General features: G+C 44.9%; 20 protein-coding genes. All 20 read left to right on the top strand.

Annotation, left to right across the window (positions count from 1 at the left end):
* The first annotated feature begins 4 nt into the window (after positions 1 to 4).
* Entirely contained in the window at positions 5 to 2128 is a 2124-nt protein-coding gene (locus AAA952_RS14405) for a DNA topoisomerase III (RefSeq protein WP_338258006.1), read from the top strand.
* Between the two features lie 304 nt (positions 2129 to 2432).
* Positions 2433 to 2864, top strand: coding sequence for a DUF3577 domain-containing protein (locus AAA952_RS14400; protein ID WP_338258004.1), 432 nt, complete (start codon positions 2433 to 2435; stop codon positions 2862 to 2864).
* A 133-nt stretch (positions 2865 to 2997) separates the two neighbouring features.
* Positions 2998 to 3168 carry a hypothetical protein gene (locus AAA952_RS14395; protein WP_011839987.1) on the top strand — a complete coding sequence of 57 codons (171 nt, stop codon included), beginning with the start codon at positions 2998 to 3000 and terminating at the stop codon, positions 3166 to 3168.
* 157 nt (positions 3169 to 3325) lie between these two features.
* Positions 3326 to 3646: a hypothetical protein gene (locus tag AAA952_RS14390; protein WP_014620939.1), complete on the top strand. Its 321-nt coding sequence runs from the start codon at positions 3326 to 3328 to the stop codon at positions 3644 to 3646.
* Positions 3647 to 3740: 94 nt separating this feature from the next.
* Positions 3741 to 4028, top strand: coding sequence for a hypothetical protein (locus AAA952_RS14385; RefSeq protein WP_014620940.1), 288 nt, complete (start codon positions 3741 to 3743; stop codon positions 4026 to 4028).
* Positions 4029 to 4154: 126 nt separating this feature from the next.
* Positions 4155 to 4448: a hypothetical protein gene (locus AAA952_RS14380; RefSeq protein ID WP_338257997.1), complete on the top strand. Its 294-nt coding sequence runs from the start codon at positions 4155 to 4157 to the stop codon at positions 4446 to 4448.
* A 20-nt stretch (positions 4449 to 4468) separates the two neighbouring features.
* Entirely contained in the window at positions 4469 to 4867 is a 399-nt protein-coding gene (locus tag AAA952_RS14375) for a hypothetical protein (protein WP_338257995.1), read from the top strand.
* 176 nt (positions 4868 to 5043) lie between these two features.
* Positions 5044 to 6258, top strand: coding sequence for a PFGI-1 class ICE element type IV pilus protein PilL2 (gene pilL2, locus AAA952_RS14370; RefSeq protein ID WP_338257993.1), 1215 nt, complete (start codon positions 5044 to 5046; stop codon positions 6256 to 6258).
* Positions 6258 to 7721: a type II secretion system protein GspD gene (locus AAA952_RS14365; RefSeq protein WP_338257991.1), complete on the top strand. Its 1464-nt coding sequence runs from the start codon at positions 6258 to 6260 to the stop codon at positions 7719 to 7721. Before pilL2 ends, AAA952_RS14365 begins: the two co-directional genes overlap by 1 nt.
* Complete coding sequence (locus AAA952_RS14360; protein ID WP_338257988.1) at positions 7718 to 8863, top strand: hypothetical protein; 1146 nt, start codon at positions 7718 to 7720, stop codon at positions 8861 to 8863. The genes AAA952_RS14365 and AAA952_RS14360 overlap by 4 nt, the downstream gene beginning before the upstream one ends.
* Positions 8864 to 8876: 13 nt before the next feature.
* Positions 8877 to 9509, top strand: a complete 633-nt coding sequence (locus AAA952_RS14355) for a hypothetical protein (RefSeq protein ID WP_338257987.1) — start codon at positions 8877 to 8879, stop codon at positions 9507 to 9509.
* Positions 9502 to 11100 (top strand): GspE/PulE family protein, encoded by a 1599-nt coding sequence (locus AAA952_RS14350; RefSeq protein WP_014620947.1) that lies wholly within the window; start codon positions 9502 to 9504, stop codon positions 11098 to 11100. The genes AAA952_RS14355 and AAA952_RS14350 overlap by 8 nt, the downstream gene beginning before the upstream one ends.
* On the top strand, positions 11097 to 12101 hold the full coding sequence (locus AAA952_RS14345; RefSeq protein WP_338257982.1) for a hypothetical protein: 1005 nt from the start codon (positions 11097 to 11099) through the stop codon (positions 12099 to 12101). The genes AAA952_RS14350 and AAA952_RS14345 overlap by 4 nt, the downstream gene beginning before the upstream one ends.
* A gap of 43 nt (positions 12102 to 12144) precedes the next feature.
* Positions 12145 to 12714 (top strand): hypothetical protein, encoded by a 570-nt coding sequence (locus AAA952_RS14340; RefSeq protein WP_338257981.1) that lies wholly within the window; start codon positions 12145 to 12147, stop codon positions 12712 to 12714.
* Complete coding sequence (locus AAA952_RS14335) at positions 12714 to 13196, top strand: hypothetical protein (RefSeq protein ID WP_338257978.1); 483 nt, start codon at positions 12714 to 12716, stop codon at positions 13194 to 13196. The genes AAA952_RS14340 and AAA952_RS14335 overlap by 1 nt, the downstream gene beginning before the upstream one ends.
* Positions 13197 to 13251: 55 nt before the next feature.
* A complete protein-coding gene (locus tag AAA952_RS14330) occupies positions 13252 to 14181 on the top strand; it encodes a type II secretion system protein (protein WP_338257976.1) in 930 nt (309 codons plus the stop codon).
* An 11-nt stretch (positions 14182 to 14192) separates the two neighbouring features.
* A complete protein-coding gene (locus AAA952_RS14325) occupies positions 14193 to 14921 on the top strand; it encodes a hypothetical protein (RefSeq protein WP_338257974.1) in 729 nt (242 codons plus the stop codon).
* A gap of 141 nt (positions 14922 to 15062) precedes the next feature.
* A complete protein-coding gene (locus AAA952_RS14320) occupies positions 15063 to 15266 on the top strand; it encodes a type II toxin-antitoxin system VapB family antitoxin (protein ID WP_257749616.1) in 204 nt (67 codons plus the stop codon).
* Positions 15266 to 15643 (top strand): type II toxin-antitoxin system VapC family toxin, encoded by a 378-nt coding sequence (locus AAA952_RS14315; RefSeq protein WP_338257970.1) that lies wholly within the window; start codon positions 15266 to 15268, stop codon positions 15641 to 15643. Before AAA952_RS14320 ends, AAA952_RS14315 begins: the two co-directional genes overlap by 1 nt.
* A gap of 25 nt (positions 15644 to 15668) precedes the next feature.
* Positions 15669 to 16652 carry a trypsin-like serine protease gene (locus AAA952_RS14310; protein WP_338257968.1) on the top strand — a complete coding sequence of 328 codons (984 nt, stop codon included), beginning with the start codon at positions 15669 to 15671 and terminating at the stop codon, positions 16650 to 16652.
* The last annotated feature ends 105 nt before the right edge of the window (positions 16653 to 16757 follow it).

Below are 16757 nucleotides of genomic sequence, written 5' to 3'. Positions count from 1 at the left end.
TATTATGAGACTTTTTTTATGCGAAAAACCGTCACAGGCAAAAGATATTGCGAGTGTCCTTGGTTGTAAGCGTGGAGATGGTATTTTTACTGGTGACGGTATTGCGGTGACGTTTTGTGTTGGTCATGTTTTACAACAAGCAGAACCTGAAAACTATAACCCTGATTTTGAGACGTGGAATATCGTTGATTTACCCATTATCCCAACGGTTTGGAAAATGTTAGTCAGTCCAAAGACGAAAGCGCAATTTGCGATTGTAAAAAAGCAATTGGCCAAGGCCACTGAGGTTATTATTGCAACGGATGCAGACCGCGAAGGTGAAGTTATCGCCCGTGAGGTGCTTGAATACGTTAACTATAAAGGGCCCATTCAACGGTTGTGGCTAAGTGCGTTGGATGACGCCAGCATTAAGAAAGCGTTGGCGTCTTTGCGACCGAACCATGAAACGGCCAAGCTTTACGATGCAGGGTTAGGCCGAAGTCGGGGAGACTGGCTTATTGGAATGAATATGACGCGATTATGCACCTTACTGAGCCGTGAATACGGTTATCAAGGTGCATTCTCAATCGGAAGAGTGCAAACGCCAACATTACGGCTTGTTGTCGATAGAGATAGGCAAGTTGAGCAGTTTGTACCGCAGTCGTATTATGATATCACTGGCTTATTTGATGCAACGATCCTGTTTAAAGCCAAATGGCAAGTGCCTGATAATCTTGGGGATGAACAAGGCCGCTGTTTACAAGTGGCTGTTGTTGATCATGTCTTGTCTCAATGTCGTGGCCAACCTGGTACAGTCACGCATTTCGATACCAAGCGGCAAAAATCTAAACACCCACCGTTATTTTTCTTAGGTTCTTTGCAAAAGGCCATGTCTGCTAAGTTTGGCTATGGCGCTAAAGAAGTACTCGATATTGCGCAATCTTTATATGAGAAATATAAGGTCACAACTTACCCCCGAACAGATTGTCCTTATTTACCCTTATCTCAGAAGAAGGAGGTTGGCTCAATACTCGATAAACTCAAGGTTGTACCTACATTTGCTGCATGGTGTAGCGCTGCAGATGTAAATGAAACAAGTGCCTGTTGGAATGATAAGAAAATTACGGCTCACCACGGGATTATTCCATTACCAGTGACACCGAAATTGCATGAAATGAACGAAAAGGAGCTGAATCTTTATCATGCTATTGTGCAGCGATATCTCGCTCAGTTTTACCCAGTAGCGGAAGACGATGCCACAACAATTGAACTGATGGTTGGAAGCCAAAGTTTTAAAGCGACGGGCAAGGTTGAGCGAGTGAAAGGCTGGCGCTTGGTGACAGGTAAAGACAGTGAGGATGAAACTGCCGATGACAGTGCTAATTTGCCGCTGTTGAGCATCGGACAAACCTTAACTGCACAGTTTCAGCGAGAAGATAAGCGAACAAAGCCACCTGGACGTTTTACGGAAGGAACGCTGATTGATGCAATGTCAAATATCGCTAAATTTGAAAGTGATCCCAAACTCAAATCCATTTTAAAAGAAACCTCAGGCATTGGTACTGAAGCAACCCGAGCAAACATTATCGATACGCTCAAAGCGCGGGGATTTGTCACTGTTACTGGGAAGCAGTTGATAAGCTCTGAAGCCGGAAGATCACTCATCGATGCGTTGCCAGATGTGCTCACCAGACCCGCTATGACAGCATTGTGGGAACAAGCACTCGATGAGATTGCATTGGGTAATGGTTCACTGGATGATTTCATGGCAAGGCAAAGTACATTTATCACGCAATTAGTCTCTATGTTCAAACAAGGGCAATACACATTAAAGCTGCCAAAGGTTTTGGCTGTGACACTCCCGTGCCCAGTATGTCAAAAATCGATGAAACAATTGTCGGGGAAAAGCGGTAAGTTCTGGGTATGCGAGGACAAAGAACAATGTGGTCTATTGCTTAATGATGAGCGCGGGAAATTGCCTAAAACAACACCTTGTACATGTAAGAAAGGGGTGCTTGTTAGAAAAAAAGCCAAAACGAAAGGTAAGTTCTGGTGGGGATGCTCGGCATATCAATCAGGTTGCCAGCGACGATTGGTTGATAATGAGGGTAAGCCTGGTAAGGAGATGGAGAGCAATAACCAAACATAGATTTGTTGATGTAAAAATTATAGAGAAGAGGCTTTATTTCGTAAAATCTCTCTGTTACTCTGAAAGAGTTTTATAGTTGCTCACTGACTTACAGTGTGAAGCACACGGCAATACGCCTTAAATGGCTCCATGAGATGTGTCGCGTTCAGCTTAGGCTGATTGGGGTATCCTAAACTTAGCTTCTCTTTGATAGAAGCACCAGTGTGTATTCACTGGCCTTAACGTTTGTTGTTATCTACCTAATGGGATAAATCATCTCCCATTAGGGTCGTGATTTTTCTCGCCTATTATTTGGAGAATTATCATGACTCAGACTACACAAAATACACATTTTGACTTACATATCACTGGCTTCGGTTTCTTTAACCGTATCCGTAAAGTCGAGTTACGCAAAGGTCAGCCTTATTGGGCCGTCACTATTGCTGCTTGTCGTGGTGATGAAGGTCAAAGAACTTACTTCGATTGTTCTGTTGTTGGCACTGAAGCCAAAGCGTTGTTTGATACCCATCTTTCTTCTGTGAATAAAGATGATACGGTAACAGCAAGCTTTAAACTTGGTGATCTGTACCCAGAGACATTCGTTCACGGCAGTGGAGAAAAACAAGGCCAAACTGGCGTTTGTTTGAAAGCACGATTGTTGAAAATCACTTACCTTAAGGTAAATGGTAACATCGTCTTCCAATCTTCACCGCAAGCAGCAGATGTACCGGCACAGCCGGTACAAACCGCTGCGTAATAAACTGAGCCCTTTTACTTTCGAGTGATAGGGCTTTTTACTAAGGACCTTTGTGGCACTTTGTTTTTGTTTTATAAGTGATTTATATCTAGCTTATAAAATCAAGGTGAGTGTTAACGCAAGGACAATTAAAATGTTAAATGAAACAAAGAAATACGGTGTAAACATAGTAGAGCGTCCACATGTGAAAGCCAATAAAAAGCTTGATTTGACTGGTGGTTGCGGTAAGCAAATTGTGCATAGCGAAACAAAACTTGTTTTACGAACGCATAAAAATACTTTTCGCAAACTGGCTGATATGTAATGAATTTCATTCAGTTTCCTGCTGAACGAGTCGTTGAAATCAATCAGGCCATTATGTTGAATGTGGCGATCAATGTAACCATTTAACATTTTTAACTAACCCACCGGGGACACGTCCCCGAGTGGCGTTCCTCTTTGTGGTTTTGAGAGGAATGAGTATGAAAACGTCAACCGAGATGTTAATTGCATTAAGTGAAATAGAACTCACACTTGCCGTTGCAAAAGCAAAGTTTGCCTTGATAGATTGTGAGGATGACGAAGATATTGCAAATACGGCATGGAGTGATTCGTTTTATGCAGGTATGAAATTCGACAATGTGTTGAGTGATTTTGCGTGTTACTTTGAATTTAATCACAAAAAGTTGCTCACTATTATCGATGACATAACCCATCAGCTATCGGCAATGCCGAAATATTTACGAACTGCGTTTAATTATGGTCAATGTGATGTACGCATTTTTGAATTAGGGCTTGATTAACAGTTAACTTTTCAATGGCAGGAGCTATCCTGCCATTTGGTTTGGGTTCCTGCTTTTATTTGATACAATGAAAGTAAGGAATGACGAGGTGAATATGACTATGATCCCATTAGATACCCATAAAGCAATTAAAGATCTCATTGATTCAGGTTTAAACGAGAAACAAGCCGAAACCTTTATCGGTGTGATCAATGATATTTATGCGAATGAGGCTGTGTCTAAAGCTGAATTAAAGCTAGTTCACAATGATTTGAAGCTAGATATCAATGCGGTCAAATCAGAGGTTAGTTCAATTAGAAGTGATTTGAATTGGATTAAAACGCTATTACTTGGTATCGGAGCTGCTGTGTTTGTCGCTTCGTTAAAGTATATCTTCTCGTAACTTAACCAATACTCAAACAACGAAAGCCTTTGCCATTGCGGTGAAGGCTTTTTTTATGCTTTTTTACCCTCGGGGATATTAATCCCTTAAGGGGTTAAGTCCTTAATTTAACATGAGGACTTAACGATGAATACTCTCCCAAATCAACCTTTGTTTTCGCTTGGCCAAGTGGTGGTTACGCAAGGTATTAGTGCTTTGTTGGCCATACCAGGCAATACAACAGATCTAAGGCTGTTAATCGCTCAACATATTAAGGGCCAGTGGGGCGGTGTATCTGATGGCGATAAACAATCGAATGAGCAAGCGCTAATGCAAGGTGGGCGTTTAATGTCTGCATATCAGTTAGCAGATGAACGCATTTGGGTCATTACAGAAGCAGATAGAAGTGCAACAACTGTGTTACTTCCTTCTGAATATTAACGTTAACTCCCGCAGGGCAAATGGTTGCCTTTGCGGGAGCCATTTGCCTTTGGGTTAACAAAGGTCAAGTGGGTGGCAAAATGCAAAAAAATAACGTGACTGAAAAAGACGCTAAAAAACTCATTTCCGTAGTGAACACTCAGCTGGCAGATTATCACGCCAGGGTGGCCATTTATGGAATGCCGATAACTATTCTTAAGTTCTTTGAGGCGAACGCAGAGCAAGTGAACGGCGATGTTGTCATTGTCAGAGATACAAATGATGAAGGATGGGCGGCTATGAAAAGAAATGAGTGCCCAAAGGTTCTCTTTGTTTTCAGTGAGGATTATTGCGTCCCCAGTTATTTTTCAAGTGTGTGTAAAAAAATCGTCTTGCCTAAAGCGCTGATCAAACGGGTTAACGCAAACGATAGGGAGTAAAGCGTTTAATGAAGCCGCGAATGCGGCCTTCATTATTTCTTTAAAACCCTTAATTATATCAAATTAAAATATAAAAATACGGTTTTCAGAATTTTTTTCCAGTGGGATTCTAATCAGTACTTTTCAAAATCTTTTCTGTACCGTTTCCTCACATTTTAAAACTGAGGAAATCGTCTATGCGAACCCCCATTGTGGCCACGGTCGCGGCACTTGTGATTACGGGTTGTGTTAACGCGCCGCCAGCGCCACCCCGTGTGGAGCTGGCACCGCTAAATATCAGAGTTGCACCGGATGTGACCGAAATAGGTGCGACTATTTATAGCTCGCGCTACGTCACTGAATCGTCCGTGCCGGCAAGGCAAGTGCGGGATGTGTTATCCAATGAAATGAACGTGAATATTCCGCAACTGCCCAATGCGACTGTCGGGCAAGGGTTGGACTTTCTTCTGGGTCAAACCGGTTACCGTGTTCGCCCGCCTCTGGGTTATGCCGAAGAGCAGCTCTATCAGCAGCCGCTGCCCATCGTACATATGAACATGGGTTACATGTCTGTTCGTCAAGCGCTGCAGGTGATGGGCGGGGAGCCTTGGGCCCTAGAAGAAGACGTGGTTAAGCGCGAGGTGGGCTTTAAATTACGTGAGGGTTATGTCTGGAGTAATCCTTCTTCACAAAACAGCAATGCATTGACCGCGAGCGTCAACACTCTGCCCGTTGAAATATTCACCATGAATGAAGATGTTAGCTCACATGTAGCTGACCCTACGAGAAATGCTGAATTTGAATCAATGTTTAGCTCAGCCCCGAGTAGCGTGAATGTTGGAGCAGAAAGTCTCCCTCTACAGGAGGTTGCTGCCTCTGTCTTTCAACAGCCAGATTTGGCTCAACGTTATTATGTCGTTGCACCTGGTAGCAATTATTTGTCCTCATTACGCCAATGGATGCAGGATGACAATCTTGCCAAGGTTGCCTGGCATCTTCCTCCCAAAACACAACAAGCACTCAGTCAAGTCGTCGTCAATGGTCAAACATTGACGGGCACCTCTTTGGATGACGTGGTTGCAAAGCTCAGTAAAGAAATCAATGAACCCCTTTATTTATCGCATTACCGCGATATGTCTGCCGTCCATTCTTACCCTGGCATTGTTGACATTGTTTGGGTGTCAGGTGACTCCCTCAAGCAAGCAGTGGCGAGTGTGATTACGACGTTTGGTTGGCAATGGCAAGACGCTAATTGGTTAGCGGTTGATGATTATCAGTTTTTATCTAGCTATCCGATTGTTGCCCCAAGGGGGGATATCGCCCATGCACTTGAGCAAGTGCTGACGGAATACCCTGTTCAAGCTCAGTTGCTCTACGGCACACAGCAAGCGTTTATTTCGGAGAAACAATAATGTCCCTATTTCGCAAAGCTTCTCCATTTATTGTGCCGTTCTTGTTACTTGGTATGGCAGGGTGTGTATCTCAATCCTATACAGACTCAAAAAAAGAGGCTGAATCAATGCAATCACGCATTGAGCAACTCACGCCTTCGAATGCCCTAAACAATGTCAGTGTTATCACTCGGCCGCCAGTAATCGTCACGCCTTTGGTCAAAACTCAAAATATTCCTTGGTTATCAGAAACCATTAAAGTCCATGTGACACGCTTACCGTTGTCACAAGTGCTCAGTGATGTGATGCGCGGCGTGCCGACTAACATTTGGTTTGATAATGATGTGAATGCGTCGACAACGGTGACGTTAAGTGCCAATACAACACGCCAAAATATTCTTAATTTGCTCGCCAGCCAAACTAGCTATGGTTTTGTGCTCACTCAAGACAAAGTTGAGGTTCGTCGGTATTTATCAGAAACCTTCACCCTTAGCATACCCATTGGCACCGTTTCCGCACAACAAGGCTCAACAGGTTCAACTGGAGGAGGTGAAAACCCTCAAGTCGAAGGGCAATTTATCAGTACCACGTTGAGCAATGTGGACATGATTCAAGAGGTGACGACTGCGATCAAGGCAGTGCTCAAATCTAACGAAGAAAGCAATGAGCTTATTGGGGGCGTTGAAGCCGTTCCGTCATTATCGTCTTTCATCGTGCGCACTACGCCTGATCGTATGCGCCAGGTTCAGCAGGTCGTAGAACGATACAAGCAAGAACTTGAAAAGCAGGTGATATTGAATATTCAAGTCCTTGAATTTCGTTCTAATCTTGGAAAAGACCAAGGTGTTGATTGGAATATTCTGAAAGACATTGGGGATGGTTCGTTGCAATTTGTTATTCCAGGGACAACGACGGCAGCATCCAATAATGGCTTTGGTATGGCATTTCAAGGCACAGGTAAATGGGATGGGACGACGGCTTTTATTAAAGCTCTGGAACAGCAAGGCAGTGTGTCGACAGAAACCCCGATTAATATCCAGACCTTAAGCAATCAACCCGCGCGGTTGTCGCAAACGTTAGAAACGCCGTTTTTGGCTGATATCAAAGTTAACACCTCAGAAAACTCTTCTGATACAGAGACGCGCCGTGAAAGTGTGTCTGAAGGGGTAGATATGTTTGTGACAGCCAATGTTCAGCAAGACCATGTGTCGTTACGCATTGCAGGCTCATTAACAAAAATAGCCAGTGATGAAACTGAAACAGTCAAAGACACTAAATTGCGATTTATCGCTATGCGTAAAGTCGATTTGGGTTTTGCCAACAATCTTCGTTATGGGCAATCGGTCGTCATTGGTTCTATTAAGCAACAAACCACAGGTGCAAACAAAAGTGCCAGCTTTGGCATCGATGGCTTAGGTTCACAAGCGACAAATAGTGAAACCGTCGAAACGTTAATTTTATTAACGCCGAGGCGAGTGCGATGAGCTCATCAATCCCTGCCTATCGTTTGGGGGCATTGAAAACCATCTCAAAACGCGAGATGGCCAAACGATTTCCCGCAATGTTTAGCTTTACAGTTGAGCGTAACGGCTGGATTGGCCGCTACACCAGTGACGTTCCTGCATTTGCCTCTGCAGAAGCATGGGTTGATCGCATTTCAAAGCAAAATGAACCACCGCAATCTTGGTGCGTGCTAGAGCCGCATGCCGACAATGAGATTTACATGGTCGCGGTTTATCAGCAAGTCGTACAAAAAGCGGTCATTTGTTCGCTGGCGACACTGCTTGCAGATGTGACGCTACAGCGTTGTGAGCAGGTGTTTGTCACCGATGAAGTGTTGATTGGTCATTTAACCGATGATCGCACATACCAGGTCGTTCGAGCGCTAAGCACTGCGGAGTTAGCTCCGTTTGCCTTAAAGAAGCACGTTTCAATATTGCCTTGGATTATCGCCGGCGTTACCACCATTACCGTCGCAACCGGTATAGGGTTTTGGCAAACGCCTAAGCCGCTTCCTGCTCCTGAGCCTGAGATGGAAGTCGTTGTTGATCCGTATTTAGTGTATCGAACATCGCTCAGTCAAAGCGCTGATGCGGGCAAGGTATTAAATCAAGCCGTGGGGTTAGGTGCCTATGGCGCGTTGCTCCCAGACCAATGGCCATTGCAATCGATTGAGTTTGTCAGTGGCCAGTTACGGCTTAGCGCAACTCGGCAGCCATTGGGACAGCACAGTGTGATGCAGACATGGCTCAACGGCCATTCTGTATTAGAAACTGCTGGTTGTCACAGTGTACTAGATGTTCCGTCTTTCACTTTGTTATGCCCAACGCCTATCACATTAGCGCGTTGGCAAGGCAGCATAGCATCCACTTCGGCAATCACATTGCCACTTCGCGATGCTCTCATTGGTTTGGAGTGGATGATCGATACGAGTGATAACTCTTATCCCCAACCCTATGTCACTCCGCTGTCATTCAGTAAAGCGAATGCGTCTTTATCTGAGCTCAAGTATGTGTCTCAGCTACTCGCTGAAACGCCTGTCGGTATTCACACCTTTACGATGAAACCAACTGCGCATGGTCATTACACCATTAGGCTCGTACTTAACGTGTTCGGCCAGCAATAAAGAGGAGTTAATCATGATTAAACAAAATGCCAAATGGATTGGTCTAGCGATAGTAGCCATTCCGGTACTGATATTTTCTGTCGGTCCAATGTTGTCGGGTAGCGATATTCCCACGCCATACATTTCAGAAGCTGACTCAGCAGAAATGGCACCCACCTCAACAGGGGCTCTTGCTGTAGCCGTTGAAGCCCCGCCACAACAGGTGGTTGTGACTCCCCCTATTGATATGAGCATTACGCTTGATAGAAATGCCTTGGACGTCATTAGTAAAACCACTGAGCTTAGTCTTAAAAACTTAGATGTGGCGCTGGAAGAGGCAAAGGCGAAAGAGCGTGAAGCCAAATCTAAACATCTTAATGCTCTTGACGTTGACATGCTTGGGCTTGGGAACTCAATGCCTGCCGGTGCGGCAAATGCCAATATGCCTCTTCACTCTGTCGATATCTTGTCTCAGGTGATGCTCAATTCATTGATCACCAGTGGCGGGGAAACGAGTGCCTATCTCTCAATTGATGGCATTGCGCCGGTGCGCGTCAGTAAAGGCAGTGACGTGGGGGGCGTGAAGGTGGTTTCGGTGACAGATAAAGGTGTCACCGTGTCGTTCGATAAAAAGACCCGCTTTTTAGCCGGGGGCAGTTATGAATAATTCGTCGACGAACCCCGCTATTTTACTGGATGCTGAACTTATCCGGTTATGCCTTGATGACGGAACAACGTATGTGACGCGTGAAGGTGAAATCATGAGCGCTGCACCTAAAACCGCTCCGAAACTTGATGAAATTGTGCAGTACGTCAAAGCGTTACCCTTGATGACAGGCAAAGACATCAAAGTCATTCAGGTGACACAGGAGCAGGTTGAAGTTGTGATTGAAATCATGTCACAAACCACCTCAAAAAATTATGAACAGAATCAAGATTCCGAATTAGCCAAGTTTTTCACCTCGCTGTGTCAGGCTGCGGTCAATGCTTCGGCAAGTGACATTCATATCGAGGTCAATAAAGAGTCTACACGCTTCTTAATGAGGGTGGATGGGAAACGTGAAGTATTAAAACGTCTCAGTAATGGACAAAGTGCTTTACACCAAACCCGCAAGATAGGCGTTGCCTTAGCCAGCTATATCTTCTCAACACTAGGCAAGCAGGATATTAAGCTGCGTGACCCTGCCAACGATCGATTTGAAATTTTATTAGAAACGCGCGATGGCCATGAAAAGCCTTTCGAATGGCGGGTAGGGCTTATTCCGCTTAATCACGGGGTGAAAATGACGTTGCGCTGCGTCACCTCTGGAACTGCTGCGCTGTCATTAGCGGATATGGACTTACCCGCACCTTATATCGATGTGTTAAACAGCATGATCCACAAACGAGGTGGAGCCATTGTGGTGAGTGGCCCTATGGGCAGCGGCAAATCAACATTAATCACCGCATTAATTGAATTAATCGATCGCATTGCTCGCTGTGTTCACGCCTTAGAAGACCCAGTGGAATTTGAGCAAGAGGGTGTCTGTAAAACCACGGTAGAGCCCAAAAAAGAAATAAAAATAGGTGAGGGGCGTTATCGTGATTACGCCTATTACGCAGTTGAAACGCTTCGACATGATGTGGATGTCTCTGCGTTGGGAGAGGTTCGTGAGCATGCAGCCGCCAAAGAATTCTGCCGTAAAGCTGAAACCGGAGGGCTGGCGATCACTACATTACATACCAATTCGGCTATCGGTATACCGCAAACATTTATCCAACAACTTAACATCCCTGCGGCGATTGTAGGGGCCCCAGGGCTAATGTTGATGTTTGTACATCAAAAGCTCGTGCGCAAGCTGTGCCAATGCGCACTTCCTCTGGATGAAGCTCACGCTATTTATGAAGATATGGGGCTATCAAGTGTGTTCGATAGCAAGCGTAATCAATTGAACACCTTACTAAAAGAGAAAACCTCCCTCGCCAGAGTGATCAACCCTAATGGATGTGAATGTTGTCAGGGTAGAGGTGAAAAAGGTCGATTGGTCGTGATGGAAATCATTGTGCTCAACGATTTAGACCGCGGATTTATCGCCAGAGAGGATGATCATGGTTGGAAATTGCATCTGCAACAGCAAGGTTGGCCAGATATTCAGGCGCATACCTTATCTCGTATAGGTCGAGGTCAAGTTGATATTGCGTCTGCAGCGGAGCAAGTCGATGGGTTGATGCCGGTTAACGTGAATGAAACCTACAGAGCAATGCAGGAGGCACTATGAACATTTTAGGCAAAAGTCTGACGCAATGGGCATTTACGACTAAAGACCAAATTGCATTACTTGAACAATGGCAAAGCAGTGATGAATACGGATTAACGACTCGTCAGTTTTGTGAATCGTTAATCGAAAACGGCACCAGTGCAACCAAGCACATTGGGACTGCAGGGCTTGATGCGCCAGCGAGAGGAGAGCAGTTCACCGATGTATTACAGGGCTGGCTTCCACCGCTGGTGATTTCAGCCATTACAGTATCAACGCTTGCCGGTGATCGCCAGAAAGGACTTAAAGCGGCCATTCGTCAGCTTGAGGGCGGCCAGAATATCGTGGGGAAAATCGCTGCACTATTAGCCATTCCTTTTTTAATCACTATTGGCGTGGGTGGATTAGGGGTTTACGTATCCAATCAAGTGCTCGCCGCCGCGCCAAAGCTTAACCCTTTTGGATTAGGCCAACTGGTTAATGATATAGCGGTGTTATGGGGCCCAGTCGTCGCAGTGTTTTGTGTGGTGTTCTTAATGATCCTAGCGTTTGCGCTCCCCCGCGTCACAGGTCAGTTGCGAGAAGGTTTGGACAACTTACCGATTTTCTCACTGTTCAAAACCGCGACGACGGCATCATTAATGGAAAGTGTCGCCAACTTACTTTCCTGCGGCATGAAGCTTGATGACGCCTTAGCCTCAATTGGAACTCATGGCCAACCCTTTATAACCTCGCATGTCAGTCAAATGCGCCAGCGCAGTATCGGCCAAGAAAACCTCGGGGAAATCATGGATACCGGATTATTGCTTCCCTTTGAGCGTTCTGCGCTCAAAGTGCTCGGAGGCTATGCAGATAACAGTGTGTTGCTGTTTAAAAGTGCGAAAGCGCATCAAAAAGTGGTTGAACGTCGCATCGCGTTAATGTCAGCCATATTACCCAAAGTCGGATTATTAGTGGCGATTGCTGTACTGGCTACCCTCATTGGTACGTCGGTGATGCAACTCTTAGAAGCTACTGCGTAATTTTTACCCCCTTAACTTTAATGAAAATAATAGGAATATAGATATGAAAAACAACGAGTTTCACTCACAAGATGTGATTAATCAGAACCAAGCGGCAGACGAAACTACACCCACAAAAATCACGCCAACGGTTAAAGGGCAGGGGCGGCAAAATGGTTTCACACTGCAAGATTTTATCTTTTGGATGATTGTGGCTTCTATCGCATTTTTGGCGATTTTAAGTTTGTACAACGTCGCAAATGGCATGATCAAAGTGTCAACAACGTCGTCAGATGTTGTGCAAATGAAAGCAGCGGTGGTTGATTGGCAAGGTGCTAAAACCGACGTTGCCGGTGTGAGTATCAGTGAGCTCTGCAAAGACGGAAACGGCAACAAAGGGGCGACCTGGTGCGGTCAAAATAAAGACGGAAAAAAAGCGAACCCTTATGGCGGTGATTACAGTATTGCAGTGGCCACTAATGCTTCTCGAGTCGATATCTCGATGACTAACGTTGACGCCAACAATTTAAATCGTCAAGCAACAAAGCTTGCACCAGTGAGTGCTGACCGTTGTCCATCGATGCCTTGTACATCTGTGACGGCGAGCGGCACAACCATTAAGGTCACGATGTAATGAAGGCGCGGGGATTTTCATTGTTAGGGTTTATTTTGGCTCTGGTTGTTACTGCGTCAGCACTCGCAATGACCGTCCCCGCTCTCATGCGCTGGGGAGAATATGTAGAACAACAAAAACGGCTTATCCATGTCGTAGATGAAACGATGTTGGCCATGACAGATTTAATGGCTCCGCATCACTCTGAACCTAATTGCAAAGGGATCATAATCACCCCAACGTTAGCGAGCTTGGGGGTGCAAGCATTAGTGGACAGCAGTGGTTGGCACATCGTCCCCAGTTACCGAAATAAGCAGCAATACGTTCTAGGTATTACGGCTGCGACACCAGAACTACGTCATTTTTTGATTAAGACGTTTGCGCAAACCGACTATTTAACGGAGGAAAGCGGCAATGTCATTAATGTTGTCCTTAATTTGCCCTTGATAACCAGTGAATACCAACAGGTTAATTTTAATCCTCAAGACGAATGTTTTGAATAAAGCCCAAGCACGGTTAAGGGGGTTCCCTTAGCCGCTTATTTGAGTGGAAAAGATCATGAAAACAAGCAATATCAGGCAAAAAGGTTTCGGCCTAGTCGAGACATTACTCTCGCTAATAGTATTAAGTATTGTCGCGCTGTTTATCATGCAAGGCGCATTACTGCTTGCTGAAAAGAGCAAAGCTCAAGCATTTGCAAAACACGTTGAAAAAGTGATTACCAGCGTTCAGGGGTATCACTACTTTCGAGACAGCAACCGTATCACCACTGACCCAGTACAAATGTGGCCAGCATCGTTAGACGCGCTAGTAACAGATTACAACAGTCGTTACTGGATAGCCTGCTCTATCGCAGAGGCGCAAGCAGGTAAGTGTAAGCGCCCTGAATACACTCCTTTTATAAGTAAAATCAGTTATGCCGTGATTGATGCAAACACCGCACGATTATTTATACCCACGATTCGGCTTGGTGAGCAGCAAAAACGCTGGAATTCGTATCTGTTGCAAATCCCCTTCGCGAAGCAAAACGCCAGTGGAGATATTGAAATCAGTATTTACCCGCCAATGAACAGTTCCGCTTATAACGAGTTTCTACGTAAAGACGGCTCGACGAAATTAACGGGTACCTGGGATGTGGGTAATCAAGCAATCACCAACATAGCAGGTTTATCGATGAATAATACCGACAGTTCTCAATCCGTAGTCAGTCAGGTGATGTCAGTCGAAACCGTCCAACATGGGGCAACTATCGGTAAACCCGAGTGCCCGAAACTATTAAAACCCGCAATTCAAGCCACACCACAAGGCATGTACAAGGTCGATGATGTGTATTCATTAATAGGTAATAGCAGAGTGTCTATTAGTGAAAAAATGACGTATTGGAATGTTTATCTTCAGTATGCTGCGAAGAAGAAAACTGCCGATGAATTTGAAATAAAAACTGATGGCGATATCAGCGTTGTCACTTATTGCCTGCCCATAAAATAAAGGAAGTCAAAATGAGAACATTATTCAAAAACGCACTAATGGCATCAGTCGCAATTTTATTGGCGTCTCCAGTTATTGCAGAAGAAAAGCGATGGACACTTGAAGAAGCCGTTAAATCTCATCAACAAAATGTGGGCGAACGAGCATCAAGAGGCGTCGACCACAATAAAGGCTTGGCAGATTGGAATAGCATAAATCGAGTTCCAGAGCCTTTAAGATCTGGAGGAAATAATAAAGTTGAGCGCCAATACACGTTACTTTGGCAAGCACCAACAACCGCAGGACTTACTGCTGGCAATATCACCTTAACCAAATCATTTCGTGAATTTGATGAGATTGTCAGTATCGGCAGCATGGATGATGGCCGCTATGTCCAACATTATCGCTTTACCCCCGCCGAATATGACGCAGCTGTTGTACTGCGGAATGGTTATGCGACTCTATTCGAGCGCGATTCCGTCTCATGGTGGGGGCGGTTCACTACCGATACATATTTCACAACAATGGGCGAAAATAGTCGTTTATATGAAATCTACGGAGTGAAATTTGGCTCAGGTGATACACAGAAAGTATGTACACCTGGACAAACCCAGTCGAAATATACCTACTGCACTGGTGCGAACCAGCAAACCTGTGAGCAAGGCGAGGAACGGCAAACTTGTTCAACATTAGGTTTTTGGGGCGCTGGGCAAACAATTACGCTACCAAGTTGCATCACTGGCACGCAGCAATGCCGCTAAGGCATTGTAATTTTTTGGAGAAATCGCATGTTTGTTGAAAAGAATGTTGTGAGCACAAAAAATGATTTAATGAAAACAACCTCTTGTAAAGATGCTAAAAATGACTCACAATATCATCATTATTGATTCTTGGAGGTTTTCATGAGAACAACGGTAACGATTGATGATGTGCTGTATGCACAGGCACTGGAAATGGCTGATCCGGAGATGGACAAAGCTGACCTCTTTCGGGAAGCCATAAAAACATTTGTCAGAGTACAAGCAGCAAAACGACTCGCGTTGCTTGGCGGCAGTTCTGAGGAAATGCAATCTGCACCTCGTCGCCGTGAGGAGCCATTGACCTAATGGTTATTTTGGTTGATACATCAGTCTGGGTTGATCATTTCAGAAATAGGAATAGCACCTTGATTCAACTGCTCCATTGTGACTTGGTGCTTATGCATCCCATGGTTCTTGCTGAAATTGCTTGTGGGACACCCCCTGCACCAAGGCAGCAAACACTCAAGGATTTAGGGTTGTTACCACAAAGTCATCAAGCAAGCATGACAGAGGTGCTCGCCTTTCTTGAAAATGAAAGATTGTATGGGCTTGGCTGTGGTCTAGTTGATATCACCTTACTGGCGTCAACACTTATTACACCAAGTGCGAAAATCTGGACCTTAGATAAACGACTTGCTTACATGGCGCAGCGCCTTGGTGTGGATTATCGCCCGATACATTAATTAATTTCAAAAGAGGTAAAGAATAATGAAAAGAACCTTACTCAGCATGATGTTAATGGCAATGTCAGCGCCAACATTTGCCATCCAAAATGGTATCCCTGAATCAGCTGCTGAATTTCCATCACTAGTTGAAATGAACTGTACTGGCACGATCATTGCCGGCAACTGGGTAATGACGGCAGGGCACTGCCTTAAGCAAGATGTGCAATTAGTTGGAGCAACAGCAGAAAGCGGTGGCAATATTGCAGTTGATGAGATTATTCAGCACTCAGATGATACTGATTTTGCATTGTGGAGGCTCAAAGATAAACCTTTGTTAAATAAAAGCCTGTTCTTATCGACGCAATTTGTCGAAAATGACTATGACAAAGTTTACACCGGCTATGGCTTTGGGCAAACGGGGCTTTCTTTGAATAGTGCGACCTTCAAGGTTCGTGGTGCGTTCACTGGTACTAAAGAATTATCAATGGAGGCATTAACAGAAGCGAAGATTGTTTCTGGCGATTCAGGCTCACCGGTGGTTGGTGAGAAGGAGAGGATAATAGGTATTCATATTAGCTCGGCATCGGGGAATTCTACGGCAACAAGAATATCCTATGCTGCTCCTTTCATTCTTTCTACCATTAACGCCTGGCATCATCAAACGATTGGCAGCGTTGCCGCAGGGCAATCAACCACCATTGAAGTGCAGTCGCTACATGCTAATCCGGTAACAGACACCGCATTTCGTACGGGTGATATTGAAATCGATGTAGCCAATAGCTCTTGTATGGCTGGGCAAGTTCAACCTTTTGATATTTGTACTTACACGGTATCAAGCAAAAACGGCTATGAGGGTGTGCTAACGCTAGAAGATGGCCACACAGTAACCTTCAACAAAGGCAAGAGTGAGGTTATCACGCCTCCAACGCCTGAGCCGGCGCCAGACTCAAGCGGTGGCGGTGCATTAGGTTTCTTGGGATTACTTGGTCTAGGCTTAGTCACGCTGCGTCGCCAGTTCGCTAGATAGTAAAGCAGTTGCCTGAAAGACCCTTTGCGGAGTTAATAGCTCCGCTTTTTTATGCCTTTAACTTAGCCATAGAAAGATGAAAAACCTTCAATAGTATCAAATTAA

The organism is Shewanella sp. M-Br (assembly GCF_036245925.1).
GTDB lineage: Bacteria > Pseudomonadota > Gammaproteobacteria > Enterobacterales > Shewanellaceae > Shewanella > Shewanella oncorhynchi.
This window is presented reverse-complemented; position numbering and strand designations above follow the sequence as displayed.